At 46.0% G+C, this 14,889-nt stretch carries 15 protein-coding genes; 10 read left to right on the forward strand and 5 right to left on the reverse strand.

The window, feature by feature from the left end:
- Positions 1 to 64: 64 nt before the first annotated feature.
- From NWE96_05930 to NWE96_05950, 5 genes are all read right to left on the reverse strand, one after another.
- A complete protein-coding gene (locus NWE96_05930) occupies positions 65 to 2,746 on the reverse strand; it encodes a PQQ-binding-like beta-propeller repeat protein (protein MCW3983518.1) in 2,682 nt (893 codons plus the stop codon).
- Between the two features lie 203 nt (positions 2,747 to 2,949).
- The gene (locus NWE96_05935; GenBank protein MCW3983519.1) at positions 2,950 to 3,228 is read right to left on the reverse strand and encodes a winged helix-turn-helix domain-containing protein; all 279 of its coding nucleotides are present in this window, start codon (positions 3,226 to 3,228) and stop codon (positions 2,950 to 2,952) included.
- Positions 3,229 to 3,434: 206 nt separating this feature from the next.
- Positions 3,435 to 4,607 (reverse strand): KamA family radical SAM protein, encoded by a 1,173-nt coding sequence (locus NWE96_05940; GenBank protein ID MCW3983520.1) that lies wholly within the window; start codon positions 4,605 to 4,607, stop codon positions 3,435 to 3,437.
- 163 nt (positions 4,608 to 4,770) lie between these two features.
- Positions 4,771 to 5,160 carry a non-heme iron oxygenase ferredoxin subunit gene (locus NWE96_05945; GenBank protein ID MCW3983521.1) on the reverse strand — a complete coding sequence of 130 codons (390 nt, stop codon included), beginning with the start codon at positions 5,158 to 5,160 and terminating at the stop codon, positions 4,771 to 4,773.
- 20 nt (positions 5,161 to 5,180) lie between these two features.
- Positions 5,181 to 5,651, reverse strand: coding sequence for a PadR family transcriptional regulator (locus tag NWE96_05950; GenBank protein MCW3983522.1), 471 nt, complete (start codon positions 5,649 to 5,651; stop codon positions 5,181 to 5,183).
- A gap of 85 nt (positions 5,652 to 5,736) precedes the next feature.
- Between NWE96_05950 and NWE96_05955 the strand changes: the two genes are divergently transcribed.
- The 10 genes from NWE96_05955 (at position 5,737) to NWE96_06000 (ending at position 14,450) form a co-directional block, all read left to right on the forward strand.
- Complete coding sequence (locus NWE96_05955; GenBank protein ID MCW3983523.1) at positions 5,737 to 6,066, forward strand: cupin domain-containing protein; 330 nt, start codon at positions 5,737 to 5,739, stop codon at positions 6,064 to 6,066.
- A 37-nt stretch (positions 6,067 to 6,103) separates the two neighbouring features.
- The gene (locus tag NWE96_05960; GenBank protein MCW3983524.1) at positions 6,104 to 7,537 is read left to right on the forward strand and encodes an NAD(P)/FAD-dependent oxidoreductase; all 1,434 of its coding nucleotides are present in this window, start codon (positions 6,104 to 6,106) and stop codon (positions 7,535 to 7,537) included.
- A 4-nt stretch (positions 7,538 to 7,541) separates the two neighbouring features.
- A complete protein-coding gene (locus NWE96_05965; GenBank protein ID MCW3983525.1) occupies positions 7,542 to 8,285 on the forward strand; it encodes a hypothetical protein in 744 nt (247 codons plus the stop codon).
- Between the two features lie 60 nt (positions 8,286 to 8,345).
- A complete protein-coding gene (locus NWE96_05970; GenBank protein ID MCW3983526.1) occupies positions 8,346 to 8,885 on the forward strand; it encodes a hypothetical protein in 540 nt (179 codons plus the stop codon).
- Positions 8,885 to 9,862 (forward strand): SPFH domain-containing protein, encoded by a 978-nt coding sequence (locus tag NWE96_05975; GenBank protein MCW3983527.1) that lies wholly within the window; start codon positions 8,885 to 8,887, stop codon positions 9,860 to 9,862. The genes NWE96_05970 and NWE96_05975 overlap by 1 nt, the downstream gene beginning before the upstream one ends.
- A 12-nt stretch (positions 9,863 to 9,874) precedes the next feature.
- Positions 9,875 to 10,213 (forward strand): hypothetical protein, encoded by a 339-nt coding sequence (locus NWE96_05980; GenBank protein ID MCW3983528.1) that lies wholly within the window; start codon positions 9,875 to 9,877, stop codon positions 10,211 to 10,213.
- A gap of 193 nt (positions 10,214 to 10,406) precedes the next feature.
- Positions 10,407 to 11,696, forward strand: a complete 1,290-nt coding sequence (gene serS / locus NWE96_05985; protein MCW3983529.1) for a serine--tRNA ligase — start codon at positions 10,407 to 10,409, stop codon at positions 11,694 to 11,696.
- Positions 11,697 to 11,747: 51 nt separating this feature from the next.
- Positions 11,748 to 12,407, forward strand: a complete 660-nt coding sequence (locus tag NWE96_05990; GenBank protein ID MCW3983530.1) for a 30S ribosomal protein S3ae — start codon at positions 11,748 to 11,750, stop codon at positions 12,405 to 12,407.
- 62 nt (positions 12,408 to 12,469) lie between these two features.
- Positions 12,470 to 13,438: a 2-phospho-L-lactate transferase gene (gene cofD, locus NWE96_05995; GenBank protein MCW3983531.1), complete on the forward strand. Its 969-nt coding sequence runs from the start codon at positions 12,470 to 12,472 to the stop codon at positions 13,436 to 13,438.
- 343 nt (positions 13,439 to 13,781) lie between these two features.
- A complete protein-coding gene (locus NWE96_06000) occupies positions 13,782 to 14,450 on the forward strand; it encodes a DUF47 domain-containing protein (protein MCW3983532.1) in 669 nt (222 codons plus the stop codon).
- Positions 14,451 to 14,889: the final 439 nt, after the last annotated feature.

The following is a 14,889-nucleotide window of genomic DNA, read 5'->3' on the forward strand; positions in this document are numbered from 1 at the left end:
AAACAAACATTCTAACAAAAAAAAACAAAAAAGGGAGGGGGAGATTTTTTGTTGCGACACCGTTTTAGGGACGTTTCTTTAGCATCAGCAATGCAAGTATAGCGCCGACAATGAAGATTGAAACTATTATAGCTGCGACTGCTGCTGGGAAGTATTGATCAACAAGCGATACAGGTATCGGTGTCGGTGATGGGGTTGGTTGCTCTGGTTCAACTACGTTAAAGGTGGTTACTGAACTTGATGGCCAATACCCGTTGGTTCCTTCGAAAGATGCCGTAATTTTGTAGTCGCCTGGAATATCGGGTGTCCAAGTTACGCTGTATGAACCTCTACTGTCAGTGGTTGCCGAAACCATTCGATAGTTATTGTTTGAGTCCAAGATAGCTATCTTAACGTTGACTCCAGTGAAATTCTCGGGTTTGGGTTTTTGTTGGTAGACGTAGCCCATCCAGTCTTTCATGCTGCTGTCGCCACAAACGGGCACACCGTCAGGGAAGCGAGAGGCTTGCTCGTGCTGTTTGGTTCCAGCTGATATATCAGTTACTGTGCCTTCAATAACGACGTTTCCACCTAGTGTTAAGCTCTTTGGTCCGACTTGCACAGTGGTTTTGCTTGGTCCTCTGCCGACGCTATAGATTTGTTGGTCATAGCTGTTGAAGAAAGTTGAATATCCATCTGCGATTGCGTAGCTTGAGGCAGCGAATTCTCCTGTAGCAGCTGAAAGCGTCCAGATTTCGGTGCCGTCGGTTGCGTTAATTGCTCTGGCCAATGCTCCTTTATAGATTGGTGTTTGGAAAGTATGTTCAGAGGTGACGGTGTAGATTATGCCATTACCTATTGCGTTGATGAATGTTGGGTATGGTCCAGGGACTTCAAAGCCGCTGTAGGTGGTGTTTCCTGGTACTCCGCCGTTACCGTAAGTCCACAGAACTTTGCCTGTTGACATATCATAACAGTAGAGTATACCTGAGTATGCACAGCTATAGACGCGCCCGTAGGCAACTACGTTTGATAGTGTGCCTGGTCCATTGCTGCCGTAATAGTCGAGCGCTGCTTGCGGTTCACTTAATCTGATGAATTCACCTGTACGTAGGTTAAAGAATGCAAACTGCTGGGTTTGTCTGTATGACTCGCAGAAGTATCCAGATGGATCCATGCCTGCGAACGAGATGGTAGTGATGTTCCCTGCTGGCGGGTTTACTGTTTTCCACCATAGGACGTTGCCAAAGGTGCCGCGTGACTTGTTTATGTCGACTGCAAAGTACGTGTATGGTTGACCATTATCACCTAACGCGGGATATGATCCGTTTCTGCAAAGTAAGATGTCGTTGTAAATAGCGCCAAGTATTGTTGGTGTATTAGGCATTGATTTACGCCATGAGATCGATTTATTCTGTGTTGACTCACTTATGTAGTCATAGAATATTCCTCGGCTGGCTTGAACGGCGGTTGTTTGGGTTGTAGTAGTCACGTTTTTGCTCTGAATCTGAGGTACATTATTCACGTAAATTGTTGTGTTTTCCCACTGCCATGTGGTAGTAGTAGTGGTTGTTGTTTGTATGTTCCAAGCTGTGCTGGATCCGCCCCACATCAGACTTGAATTCCATTGAGTTAAGTACCAATCGGGGTTTGATGAGGTGCCATTGTTGAAGAAATTGTACTTTATCATTTCTCCTAAGGGGCCAATAACACTAGCACCTGAGGGTACTCCTGTCACGTTGAATAACGGTTTTCCTGTATCTGCGTCGTATGCGTTTGCGAAGTTGCTAGTGAAGAGTATCGCTGGGTAAACTCCATGGTAGTTGGGTGTATGTACACCAGATATGTAGGCAAATGATAGTGCAGGTATGTCTGATTTTCTCCAAACCTCTTCGCCTGTTTGCAAATCAACGCAAACCGTGTCTCCTCCAGTTCCGCTAAAGGAGAACGGTTCTTTGTAGTAGATTCTACCGTATACGATTATTGGGTTAACGTATCGCTGTTGGTAGGCGGTTCCTTCAAAGTATGTGTCGCCTAGAATCTCAAAGTTGTTTCCTCCAACCACACCACCTGGCTGCAACGATTTAGTCCACATTATGTGGGCTGTTTGTGATCCAACTGCGTCAGGTGCGAATTGGCGTTGGTTTGGTCCATTCATGCCACCATAGCCGGGCATGCCGCTTCCAAGCCAGTTGGAAGAAATTATGTACCAGAATGGGTTTTCACCGTAGATGGGGCGACTCCAGTATTCAGTTGGCAGTGGGTTGACAGGTAATTCGAGAATTTGCTCTTCTTGAACAGTTAAGGTTGTTGTCGCGTTGCTAGGCAGATAGTAGTCGTCGATGTAGGCCGATGTGGGGCTGTGTGGGTAGTCGTTGACACGTTGTCCTGGGAAAATGAACGTCAAATTGTAGACGCCTACTTGGTCAGGTGTAAACGTGGCGATTTGGTTTGAGGTTGTGTCCCAAATCGTGTCCCACTTCTGAGTAGTTACCTTGCCGTCGGGAGCGGTTATTATGAGTTCATAGTTGTGGAATCTGTAGTTATTTGTCATAAGTGTATCTGCGTAGGTTGGAGTGAGGAATAGGTATATGGATGCTTGTTGACCGACGCCTATGGGGTTTGTAGCAGCATAAATGTGGGCGAAGGTGGGAATATTCCAGGGTGGAGTGTGTGCTGATGTTTGAGCTATCAGAAAGGTTGCCATTGAAGAGGCTAATAGTGCAATAAACAGAATAGTCACTAATTGTTTTTTAGGTTTGTTCATGGTTTTTCTCTTCTGATATTTCTTGAATGACAGGCAATTAAGAAAAAATTGCTTGCCAACCATAAAGCATGTGTCTCAGTGTTTAGGCAATATAATTAAAATGGACAATACGTCCATTAAACTTAAAACTACAAACTACACATAATAATAAGGTTAATTTTATTTTTATTTACGCGAAAAAACAGAAACATAAGGGGAAAACCCTAGAAATCAAGCCCAACTTTGCTGAGCAAAGAATTTACTTCACGCAACTGACTCAAACAATTAATCCCCCTCTGAGTTACTAGAATACCACTATCGGTAAATCGAACCATACCCACATCAACCAAATGTTTCAGTATCTTCTGAAATCGAACATAAGAAAGATTGGCCCGCCGAGCAACACGTGTTGGACTGGCTTTTCCAGTTCTGCCGCCCTCTTTACATAATAGGTCTAACACGTCAAGATAGATGTCAGTTCTGCTACGTTTTTTCACAGCCATTAGGTTTCGCCTCCGTTACTCAGCGAAGAATTACCCCTGGTTGGGGTAAGCAAAAAACTATAGTTCTGGGCCATGAGTATTCTTAGCAGTAATTCAACTGTCATGGCAATACCCCTTTGGTTTAGTCAGTTGAACTATTATTTATAATATACACATCGCGCGTTTGATGGATGCTTCTTGTTTAATTTGCATCTAAGGTTTGGCGTTTAGTTAGTTTCTTCTTGGATTTCCCATTTTATTGCTTGCTTAATCTTGAGTTCTTTTTGACTCTGATCTTCATAGGGGTTGAAATCATCAAGCCACCCTGCCGTTCTACTTACAGGATACTTGAACATTGCACCTATTTTTTTTCTGTCTTTTGCTTGATGATACTTGAAGTATATTTCGTCATCCATTATGCCCAAAATCTCGATTTTCCCTGTGACATGAGACATAATGTACTTGAAACGTTTGCTTAAACCGCTACAGTGCGCTTTTGCTTTCTCAATAACCATTAACCCATCATATATGGGAACTTGGAAATGGCTCTTAACTCTGGTAAGCGGGCGACATTGAAAAACATAATATGGCGTGACACCGATACCTACAAGGTTGTTCATTAAGGTGGCAAGTGTTTCGGGTTTATCGTTGACGCCTCTGAGCAGAACAGCTTGGTTATTAATCAAAACGCCCGCATTGATTAACTCGCTTACCGCTTTGATAGATTGAGGACAGATTTCTTTTGGATGATTAAACTGGGTTACAACGTACAACCGTTTTTGGCTGGTTGAGTATTTTTTAAATATCCCCAAAAGTTCGCCGTCATCAAACCTCTGCGGGTACGTCACGGGTACTCTTGTGCCGATTCTTATGGCTTTTATATGGGGGATTTTTGTTAGAAGCGCCAGCATTTTCTCGATTGTTCGGTTGCTCAGAGTAAGGGGGTCGCCGCCGCTGACAAGAACGTTGTTTATCTCGGTATGTTTTTTTATGTACTCAGCCGCGTCTTCTAAGCGTTTAAGTATCTCTTTGGTCGGCAGCCCAACAAATCGTTTTCTAAAACAATGCCTGCAGTACATCGCACAGGTATTTGTAGCCAGAAGCAGTGCGGTTTCGGCGTATTTATGTTGAATTCCGGGGAACTTGGTGTTTTCGGCTTCTCCGCTTGTATCGTAGCTGCCTTCAAGGTTTAGCTCTTGACGGGAAGGGACAGCCATTTTCTTTAGGGGATCGGCTGGGTCGGTCCAGTCAATTAAAGATGCGTAATGTGGAGTGATTAGCATGGGGTGCGCTTGTAGTACACGCTCGAGCTGCGTCTCTGTTACAGGTGAGATATTGAGGTGCTTCTTAAGCTGGTCTAAAGTTGAGATGCTGTCTTCGGTGGGTAGTTTTTCTTTCACATTTCTTTCCTCCACATCAGGGCCCGAAAAATATCACGAAAGCACTAAAGGAGATGTTTAGTAGAGACTAAATGGCAAGAAGCCCTGTGTTGTTGGTTGTGTAATGTAGGGTTTTTATTTCTAATAAGTGTTTATTTTTTCGTAACAGACTTAAGAGTTTTCTTTATAAAATTTTGATTAATATTCCGTGGTTTTCTATCTTAAGCGGATAAGTGGGCAGGTTCTCGATTTCTGGCCGATCCAGCGGCTCCGTAGGCGGGGAAACAACGTTGCCGGTGGTTACGTCAAATTTTGCTCCGTGAATTGGGCAGGTTAGTATGTTGCCTTCGAGTTTGCCCTCGGAGAGGTCGCCGCCGTAGTGGGTGCATAAACTGTCAAGAGCATAGAAATTGCCATCGACGTTTGCGACGAGGACTTCTATGTCTCTTGCTGTGACCTTCTTTGTTTTCCCCACAGCGATTTCAGATGTATCTGCAACTCGGATAAACCCTGATTCCAAAGAGACACCCGCTTCAATTAATGTAGAAGCTTTAGGAATAAAAGGATAAGGCACGCCTAAAAAACTGCTAAACGTTATTTTGCTTGTTTGGCGGTTCTTTTGCACTCTTTGTACGAAGCTGCGCAGTGCATGCAACAGAACGCCGTCTCTTTGCCGTCTATGACTTCTTTGTAGGCGCCTTCGTAGACTTTGCAACCGCAGTGGGCACAAACACTGAGGCTTGGCTCAAGTGCAATTGAGACTAAACCAGCGAACCGTTTGAACAGACACGTGCAGAGTTCTCGACCTTCAGGGGTTAGTTCGAAGATTTTGCGTTCTTTTTCTCCGACAGGTTCCACTGTGTATTTGACTAGGCCTTTGTCTTGGAGTTGTTGCAGAAATGGGTAGACCAGTGAGGGGCTGATTTCTTTTTTTACCCGTTTTTTGAATTGGTTTATGATGCTGTAGCCGTGTGTGGGGCCTTCGTAGAGTATGGTGAGTATGTAGAAGCGGCTGAAGTCGCTGACTAATTCGTCTATGCCTTCGGGGTTGGCTGTTTTTGTCATGTTGGTCATGTGGTATTGGGGTTTTGAAGTATTAAATGTTTATTAGATATATCTCAAAAATACACATATAACTCAGTGAAAAAACATGAACATCTGCCACTACAAATGCCTACAAGAAAAAGAAACCTGCTGCACAAAAAGCAAAGTCCGAAAACTCACCCCCACAAACTCAACAAAACCCGAAATAGAACTCTACGAAATGGCACCCGCTGGCTTCAGCCCCCTACACAGCCACAAAGCCCAACATACCCTCCTTGTGCTCGAAGGTGAAGGCGCAGTTTTTGACGGAGAAAAAACCCTACCAATACAGCTTGATGACGTAGTTAACATAGAAGCAAACGAGCCGCATCAAATAAGAAACATCGGAAAAAAGCCCCTAAAGTTCCTCACCATAACAACCCAACCAAAGCAGTAACCCGCCAGCTCTTTAGGCTCAGGGTAGCTAAAAATATATGCTAGTTGTCACATCTAACTCTGGGTTCCAGGGAGAGAAAGTTCCTTTGAAATACGACGTAATCATCGTGGGCGCAGGTCCCGCAGGCATCTTCTCAGCATTAGAATTAACTGAAAACACAAACCTAAACGTATTAGTCATCGATCGAGGCAACGACATCGACCAACGCAAATGCCCCAGCAGCCGCGGCTTCGAATGTGTCCACTGCGAACCTTGCAACGTCCTAAACGGTTGGGGCGGTGCAGGAGCCTACAGTGACGGCAAACTCACCTTATCCACCGAAGTCGGAGGTTGGCTAAACCAGTACGTCTCCAACAAAGAACTGCAAGAACTCGTCAAGTACTGTGACGACATCTACATCAAATTTGGCGCCAGCAAAGAAGTCTTCGGCGTCGAAAACGAACAAGTAGACGAAATCGAACGCAAAGCCTCCCTTGCAGGTTTGAAGCTTATCAAACAAGAAGTCCGCCACATGGGCACCGACAAATGCCTCGAAACACTCATGCGCATGCGCAAATACCTCGAAGGCAAAATCACGTTTTTACCCAAAACCGAAGTCAAGGGGCTAATCGCCGAGGGCAACACCATCCAAGGCGTCGAAACCGTCAACGGCGAAAAAATCATGGGGAAATACGTCATCATCGCGCCGGGCAGAGGTGGAGCAGAGTGGCTGCAGATGGAAGCCCAAATCCGCGGATTAAAAACCGTCAACAACCCCGTTGACATCGGTGTCCGCGTCGAGCTTTTGGCTTCAGTTATGGAAAACTTAACCAAAGTGCTCTATGAACCTAAACTCGTTTACTATTCACGCGCCTTCGACGACCAAGTACGCACCTTCTGCGTTTCACCGTATGGCGAGGTCACAACTGAATCCTACGATGGTGTCTTAACCGTCAACGGCGGCAGCCACGCAGAAACCCGAACCGCCAACACCAACTTCGCCATACTCGTCAGCACCCAATTCACCGAACCCTTCAAAGAACCCATAGCGTACGGCAAATACATCGCCCGCCTATCCAACCTCCTCAGCGGCGGAGTCATGGTACAGAGACTTGGAGACCTTGAAAGAGGTAGACGCTCAACCCCTGAACGCCTCGCCCACAGCGTCCTTAGCCCAACACTCAAAAACGCCACGCCAGGAGACCTCAGCTTCGTTTTGCCCTATCGTTACCTCGCCGACATCCGTGAGATGCTCCAAGCCTTGGACAAGATTTCCCCAGGTGTCGCTTCCCCTGAAACGCTGCTCTACGGTGTCGAAGTCAAATTCTACAGTAGCCACCTACAGTTGAACACCAGCTTAGAAACCAAGATCAAAAACATGTTCACCATCGGCGACGGTGCAGGCGTTACACGTGGCCTCATCCAAGCCTCAGCAAGCGGCGTCATAGTGGCCAGAGAGATTCTAAAGAGAGAAAACCTCCTAAAGGCGTAAAACGATGGCAGTGGCTCAAAACATCCAGTGTTCGCATTGCGGTGCGCCAGTGGAGTTTAAGCCAGGCGAAATCGTGGCGTCTTGTCGCTACTGCGGTTTTACCACAGTCATTCAAACAGGCAAAGCCTTCAACTTTGAACATTCACTGCTTTTGAACAATTACTCACCTGACCAGATTGAAAATTTTGTGCGGGACTGGATGCGGTCAGGGTTCATGAAGCCAGGGGATTTAGCGAAGAAATCCAAAATTCTTGAAAAAAACCTCGTTTACCTACCGTTTTGGGTAGTTTCGGTACAAGCGTCAACCAAATACAAGGGCATTTTTGAACGCATCGCACCACCCATCGTCAAAGAAGGCCAAATACAAAAAGAGTACAATTGGCTGGTTTTGGCACGGAGCGCCGCGGGATTCCCCACCAAAGAATACAACGTTCCCCTAGCGGGGAAAGTGCCGTATGATTTCCGCAAAATCGAAGGTTTCGCTAAACTTTTAAACAGCGAAATCGAACGGGATCAAGCCTTAGAAGCAGCCAAACAACAAATCGACAGCCACCACAGGTTTCTGCTCCAGCAAGACGTCGACCGCATAATAGAAACAACAACCACAGTTGAAGCGAAACAGATGGTGTATTTGCATGCGCCAGTGTGGTTCATCAAGTACGAATACAAGGGCAACAACTACCAGATGATAATCGACGGCTCAAAGGGCATTGTTCTCAAAGGCGACATACCTAACGCTAAGTTCTAGCCAACCTTTAAAAGTAAGCTTTTTCCATTAACGGAATGCGAATAATGGAGGAATTGAGAAATGAGCGAAAATAAAGATGTTTATGCCCAAGCGAAAAGCCAAATGAGGCTTTCGGAAAAAATTGCGGCTGCCCTTCCAGGTTTCCGTGGATACAAAGAGAAGGAACTGCGCCGCGAATCAGATAAATTAATCAGAAATCACCTCACCCTCAAACTCTCCAAAGCCAAAGATAACGTCAAAAGCATCTCTCAAAAGATAGCGGACAGACGCTACTTTGACGTACTAGAAGATGTGGACCGCTTAAACGCTAAAATGGACCGCATCACACAGAAAATCAATCATGCCTCTTACGGTTACGCAGGCTTCTTTGACGTGGTTAAAGTTAAAGAGGAAAACCTTGACCGCATGATAGCCTTTGACAATCAACTACTCGACAGTGTAAACGCCTTAACCGCTGAGATCGATGCCTTCAAAGCTCAACTGATGAGCGGCGACTACAAAAACCTCAAAGACAGCGTTCAAAGCGTAACTGACAAGTTCGAGTTGCTCGAAGACACCTTTGATAAGCGACAGGAAGTAATCATGGGAGTGAATGCATAATGCCACAAGTAATTGAATGGTCAAACGTCGGCGCAGAAGACATCGTCTGGCGCTACCCAATCGAAGACATCACATGGGGCGCCCAACTCATCGTTAAAGAATACGAGATGGCTGTGTTCTTCCGAGACGGAAAAGCCTACGACGTGTTCGGCCCCGGACGCCACACCCTAACCACCCTAAACCTACCCATACTAACGAGCCTCCTCACACGTTTAGCGGGCTTCGGTGGCAACAAACCCTTCAAAGCCACCGTGCTCTTCATCAGCACCAAAATCTTCGCAGGCAAATGGGGCACACGCGCACAGACCACCGAGTTAGCTCCTCTGCAAGTGTATGGGCAATTCTGGTTCAAAATCGGCGACGCCAGCCTATTCGTTAACGAAGTCGTCGGCGGACAGAAAGCCTACACCACCGACAGCGTCAACAGCTTCCTACGAGGCTTCCTAAACGAGAAAATCATCGACGAACTCAGCCACTACGACATAGTCACAGTGTTCACGAGACTAAACGAAACCAGCGTCATCGTCAAAAACACCTTAATCGACTACTTCAAACGCGTCGGCATCGAATTAACCGACCTCCGCTTCGAAGGCATCGACACCACACCCGAGTACCGTGAACGCCTCTTCTGGCTCAAAACAGGCCAAACCGCAGCCGGAGACGTCCTCCGCATGGAAACCGTCAAATCCGCAGCAGCAAGTCTCGGTCAAGGCGGCGGTTCAGGCGCCCTCGGTGCAGGCATGGTACTCATCCCGCAAATCATGAACCAGCAAGGCGCACCCCAAGCAGCCCCCGCAGCAGCCTTGGTCATCTGCCCCAAATGCAGCGAAAAAGTTCCCGCAACCAGCAAATTCTGCCCCAACTGCGGAACACCCCTTGCACCCCCCAGCCAACAAGCCATAACCTGCCCCAACTGCGGCAAATCCATCCCAGCCAACAGCAAATTCTGCCCTGAATGCGGACACAAATTCAGCTAGGAGAACCCCTCCATGAGCGAAAGCAACCGCCAACTGCTCACCCTCGGCATCTTCCTCCTCACAATCGTAGTGGCTATAGGGCTCTACGCTGTGGGGTTGATTGAGTGGACGCTGATTGCGCCGGTAGTTCTGTTGCTTTCGGGACTATGGATGCTGGCGTTGGCCGCAATCCGAATGGGAAATCCCATTAGGTACGAACGTAGCGGATTCAGCACCATGGCGCTTGGGCTAATTGCGATTGCTGTGGGTGGAGCATGGTTCCTGTGGGGCATAAACTGGCTCTACTCCATCATCTTGGTACTACTAGTTGCAGCGGCGTTGTCACTCGCAGCAGCACTAAAACGCAAATAACCCTTTCTCTTTCTTTTCCTTTCTGTAAAAATTTTTGTTGCTTGTTTACTCGGGGCTTTTTTGTAGACTCCAAGCTGAGGTGTGAAAGGCTAGTAGTAGGTTTTGCCACACCATAGCGTATACCTCTAAATGCTCTGTATGTAAAGTTAAATACCACATTACCTTAGTTAGACAATCATCCAAGTGACCCCGAATGTTAGACATCAAACTCATCCGCGAAAACCCCGCCCTCGTTAGAGAAAACCTAGCAAAACGCAACAACCCCGAATGCCTCCAGATGCTAGACGAGCTCATTGCACTTGATAAGGAATGGCGAGCTAACAACACAAAACTAAACGACCTGCGCCATGAACGAAAACAAGTCACCATGGAAATTGCTAAACTCAAAAAAGCCTGCCAAAACGCTGACGCTGCATTCGCTAAAGCTCAACAAGTTGACCAGCAAGTTACCGCTGCAGAGAAGCAGGTGGTTGAGCAGGAAATAAAAATCAAAGACTACCTTTTGCGGTTACCTAACCTCTTAGACGCCACTGTACCAGTTGGAAAAGACTCCACTGAAAACGTAACCGTCAAAACATGGGGCACACCGCCAAAATTCAATTTCCAAATAAAAAACCACATCGACCTCGCTTTGGCATTGGACCAAGTTGATATGGAACGCGCAGGCAAAGTCAGCGCTGCACGATTCTTCTACCTCAAAAACGACGTAGCCATGCTAGACATGGCTCTGATGCATTTTGCGCTTGATGAACTGCAAAAGAGGGGTTACACGCCTGTTGTTCCGCCTTACATGATGAAACGTGACGCTTACGAGGGAGTAACTGCGTTAGGCGATTTTGAAGATGTACTTTACAAAATTCAAGGTGAAGACCTCTACATGATCGCCACCAGCGAGCACCCGCTGGCTGCTATGTACTGGAACGAAGTCCTAAAACAAGACGACATGCCAATCAAACTTGCAGGAATCAGCACATGTTTCCGCAAAGAAGCCGGTGCACACGGTAAAGACACACGTGGTATCTTCCGCACTCACCAATTTAACAAGATCGAACAGTTCATATTCTGCAAACCCGAAGACTCAGCCAAACTACACGAAGAGTTGCTTGAGAACGCCGAGGTGTTGTTGCAAAAGCTTGGGTTGCCTTACCGCGTTGTAAACGTCTGTACAGGCGACATCGGCACAGTAGCCGCCAAAAAGTATGACATCGAAGCATGGATGCCTGCGCAGGGCGATTACCGCGAAGTTGTCTCATGTAGCAACTGCACCGATTACCAAGCAAGACGGTTAGGTGTCCGTTACCGCCTAAAAGAAGGCGCTCCTCCGCTTGGTCCAGTTCATACCCTTAACTCTACTGCTATAGCGACAGGTAGAACCATAGTTGCTCTGTTGGAAAACAACCAAAACGAAGATGGCACCATAAACATACCTGAAGTGCTAAGAAAGTACATGGGGAACAGAGAAAAAATAACCAAAAAACGCTAAAAGTTTTAATATATCCTTGAGAATGTTGTGGGTCGTCTCGGAGAAATAAGTTTGTCCGCAAAATCAGCAAAGCACATACGTGATAAGTGGCGCAGTAAAACATGGTACATGGTAGTTGCGCCATCGTTCTTCGGCAACATAGAGTTAGGAAGCATTCCAGCTCAAGAAGAACAAATGCTCATCGGCAGAGTCGTAGAAGCAACTCTCTATGACATAACAGGCGACTTTTCACATCACTACCTAAAAATGTTCTTCCAAATTAACGCGGTAGAAGGTAAAACCGCCCGAACCCTCTTCAAAGGCCACGAATATTCACGTGACTACCTAAGAAGCTTGGTCAGGCGAAGAACAACCAAAGTAGACGGGTTATTCAACCTCGTCACCAAAGACGGCTTCAAACTCCGCATCTCCGTCTCAGCACTCACACTTTCACGTATAAAGACTTCACAGGAAAAAATCATCCGCGAAATGATGGAGAAAACCATCAAAGACAAAGCCGCAGCACTTACCATGGACCAATTCGTTCAGGAAATGGTTCTTGGCAAAATCGCTTCAGACATCTACAACCAAGCTAAACTCGTCGCGCCACTACGTCACGTCGGTATTCGCAAATCCAAACTAATCGCAGCCCCAACCGATCTACCAAAAGCTGCACCACTGCCCGCCGCTGAGGAAGAAAGCGAAGAAGAAGCTGAAGCTCCCGCGGCATAAAACAATTTTTCTATTCTTTTCTTTTAATGTAAAGTTTTTAACTTCATCAATCCAGATTACGTTTGGTTCTCTATGACTCAGTTCGGAGAGGGTTTACTCTGAAGGTTACTGCACTAGCAGGTGGAGTTGGCGCAGCCAGATTCTTAACAGGTCTCACACAGTTAATTCCACAGAAAGACCTTACAGTTATCGTTAACACAGGCGACGACATAGAACTTTTTGGGTTGCACATTTCGCCTGACATAGACATCGTCACCTACACTTTAGCAGGCATCGTGGATGAAGCTAAAGGTTGGGGAATTCGAGGAGACACTTTTCACTGTCTTAGCCAACTTAAAGCCTTAGGCGAAGACACATGGTTTAACCTTGGCGACCAAGACTTGGCAACCCACATCTACCGTACCCAACGCTTACAGCAAGGCGCAACCCTGCTGCAGGTCACTGAAGAAATCCGCCAACACTTAGGAGTCAAAACAAAAATTTTGCCGATGAGCAATGACCGATTCGAAACCCGAATAGTCACACCTAATGGTTCAGTGCATTTCGAGGAATACTTTGTGAAGCGACAATGCAAAGACGAGGTTTTAGGGGTAGAATTTGTCGGCCAAGCAACCGCAAAACCAGCAATGGGGGTTTTGGAGGCGATTGATGAGGCGGATTTGGTTGTGGTTTGCCCAAGCAATCCACTGGTTAGCATCGGCACAATCCTGTCAGTTCAAGGTGTTAGAGAAGCTTTGAAGAAAACCTCTGCATATATGGTTGGGGTTAGTCCGATTGTTGCTGGTGCAGCGATTAAGGGTCCAGCTGATAAGATGTTGCGTGGTTTGGGTTTGGAAGTTTCAGCGGTTGGTGTAGCTGGGCTTTATTGTGATTTTTTGGATGCTTTGGTGATTGATTCACAAGACGCTGAGTTGAAGGTGCGTGTTGAGAAGCTTGGTTTGAAGGTAACTGTGGCTAACACCGTGATGAAGTCGCTTGAAGATAAGGTGGCTTTAGCTAAAGCAGTTTTGGACTCTAAAGTGTCAATATAGTTTTGTTAGTTCTCTATAGATTATGTTGGTTACTCTAAATAGTGCAGCATCTCAATATAGGGTTGGTGTGGTATCATGTAAAAAAGAAAGCCTAAAAAGCGGTGCGCAAAAGCCGAGGCAGCATGGTACTTTATCCACGTGTAGCGTGCAAAGTGAGGGGGAAACGTGAAACCAAAACTTAGATCAAAAAACCAAGTGAAAACAAAAAAATATGAGTTCATCGATTGGCTTCTAGCAATCGACGCTTCAGTAATGTAACGTTGCGAAAGCCTTTCGGAATTATAAATAGATAAGGGTTATATCTACAAGCCCAAATAGTGATTAACAACCGGAGTTGGTGTTGGTGGAAAAGAAAAGTTACGATTGGTTTGAGCAGAGACGCAAAACCAGAGGCTTAGAATTAGCCCATGACCAGATAACAAAAGCATTTGACACAGTAACATGGCTACAGAAAGCCACAAAAAGCTTCTCGGAAAAAAACCCCAAAGAAGCAAAAAAATACATCGAAAACCTCTACAAAGCCGAAGAGGAAGTCGATGCACTACGCACCGACGTATTCATGGAGCTCTCCAAGGGTGCAGCATTGGTTGCAGACTACCGCGAAGACCTCTTGCACCTCGTTAAACGCTTGGACACATTAGCAGATCACACCAAAGATGCAGCAAGATGCCTCGAGATGCTTCTTGAAGCAGAAATTCCAGTTGAACTAGCCCAAAAAACCGTCTTCATGACTGGAAAACTTGTCGAGACAGCTCAAACTCTGCGTGGCAGTATAGAGAAAATTTCCTCTGCACCAAACGAAGCTATTCGTGAGGCAAAGAAAGTCGGCGAAATCGAACACGCGATCGATGAGGAATACCTTAAATCTAAAGGGTTGTTCGTCAAGTATGGCACAACTATGAACTGCGGTGCTTTGGTGATTTTTGATGACTTAATCGAGTTTATCGAGCAAGCTGCAGACATGTGTGCTGATACAGCAGACTACATTTTGGTGCTCTCAAGCAGAGAGTAACCGTATTTTTCTTTTCCTATTTTATTTGTTTGGTTTTTGACTGAATGCTTATCTTTTTGTTGCTTCAACAAGGGTTGAGGTAGCGGTTTGCCGACGTTTCTTGCGAAAAAAGAAGTTTTTCTATGGCTTAAGCAGGGCAAAAAAACCATCGATGTCAGAAAAGGCAACCCGCAGAAAGGGGGCATTATTCAGTTTATCTGTGGTCCATATAGGCTAAGATTGCGTGTTGTAAACGTGCAGTGTGGTAGGCTTTGTGATGTGATTCGGTCGGATAATTTTAGGCAGGTTATTCCTTCTGCAGTGTGTTTGGAGGATGCGTTGGGTTATTTGCGGGGGATTTATGGGGATTATGATGGGGTTTTTACGGCTTATACGGTTGAACCTTAAAGTCTGTGTACGTTTAATAATGTCTATAGTATGTATTTAACATTTATTAACG

The organism is Candidatus Bathyarchaeota archaeon (assembly GCA_026014685.1).
GTDB lineage: Archaea > Thermoproteota > Bathyarchaeia > Bathyarchaeales > Bathycorpusculaceae > Bathycorpusculum.

Excerpts from the sequence above, each read along its gene's own strand:
- NWE96_05930 (MCW3983518.1), bottom strand. The coding sequence starts at position 2,746 with ATGAACAAACCTAAAAAACAATTAGTGACTATTCTGTTTATTGCACTA.
- NWE96_05935 (MCW3983519.1), bottom strand. The coding sequence starts at position 3,228 with ATGGCTGTGAAAAAACGTAGCAGAACTGACATCTATCTTGACGTGTTA.
- NWE96_05950 (MCW3983522.1), bottom strand. The coding sequence starts at position 5,651 with ATGACAAAAACAGCCAACCCCGAAGGCATAGACGAATTAGTCAGCGAC.
- NWE96_05955 (MCW3983523.1), top strand. The coding sequence starts at position 5,737 with ATGAACATCTGCCACTACAAATGCCTACAAGAAAAAGAAACCTGCTGC.
- NWE96_05960 (MCW3983524.1), top strand. The coding sequence starts at position 6,104 with ATGCTAGTTGTCACATCTAACTCTGGGTTCCAGGGAGAGAAAGTTCCT.
- NWE96_05965 (MCW3983525.1), top strand. The coding sequence starts at position 7,542 with ATGGCAGTGGCTCAAAACATCCAGTGTTCGCATTGCGGTGCGCCAGTG.
- NWE96_05970 (MCW3983526.1), top strand. The coding sequence starts at position 8,346 with ATGAGCGAAAATAAAGATGTTTATGCCCAAGCGAAAAGCCAAATGAGG.
- NWE96_05975 (MCW3983527.1), top strand. The coding sequence starts at position 8,885 with ATGCCACAAGTAATTGAATGGTCAAACGTCGGCGCAGAAGACATCGTC.
- NWE96_05980 (MCW3983528.1), top strand. The coding sequence starts at position 9,875 with ATGAGCGAAAGCAACCGCCAACTGCTCACCCTCGGCATCTTCCTCCTC.
- serS (MCW3983529.1), top strand. The coding sequence starts at position 10,407 with ATGTTAGACATCAAACTCATCCGCGAAAACCCCGCCCTCGTTAGAGAA.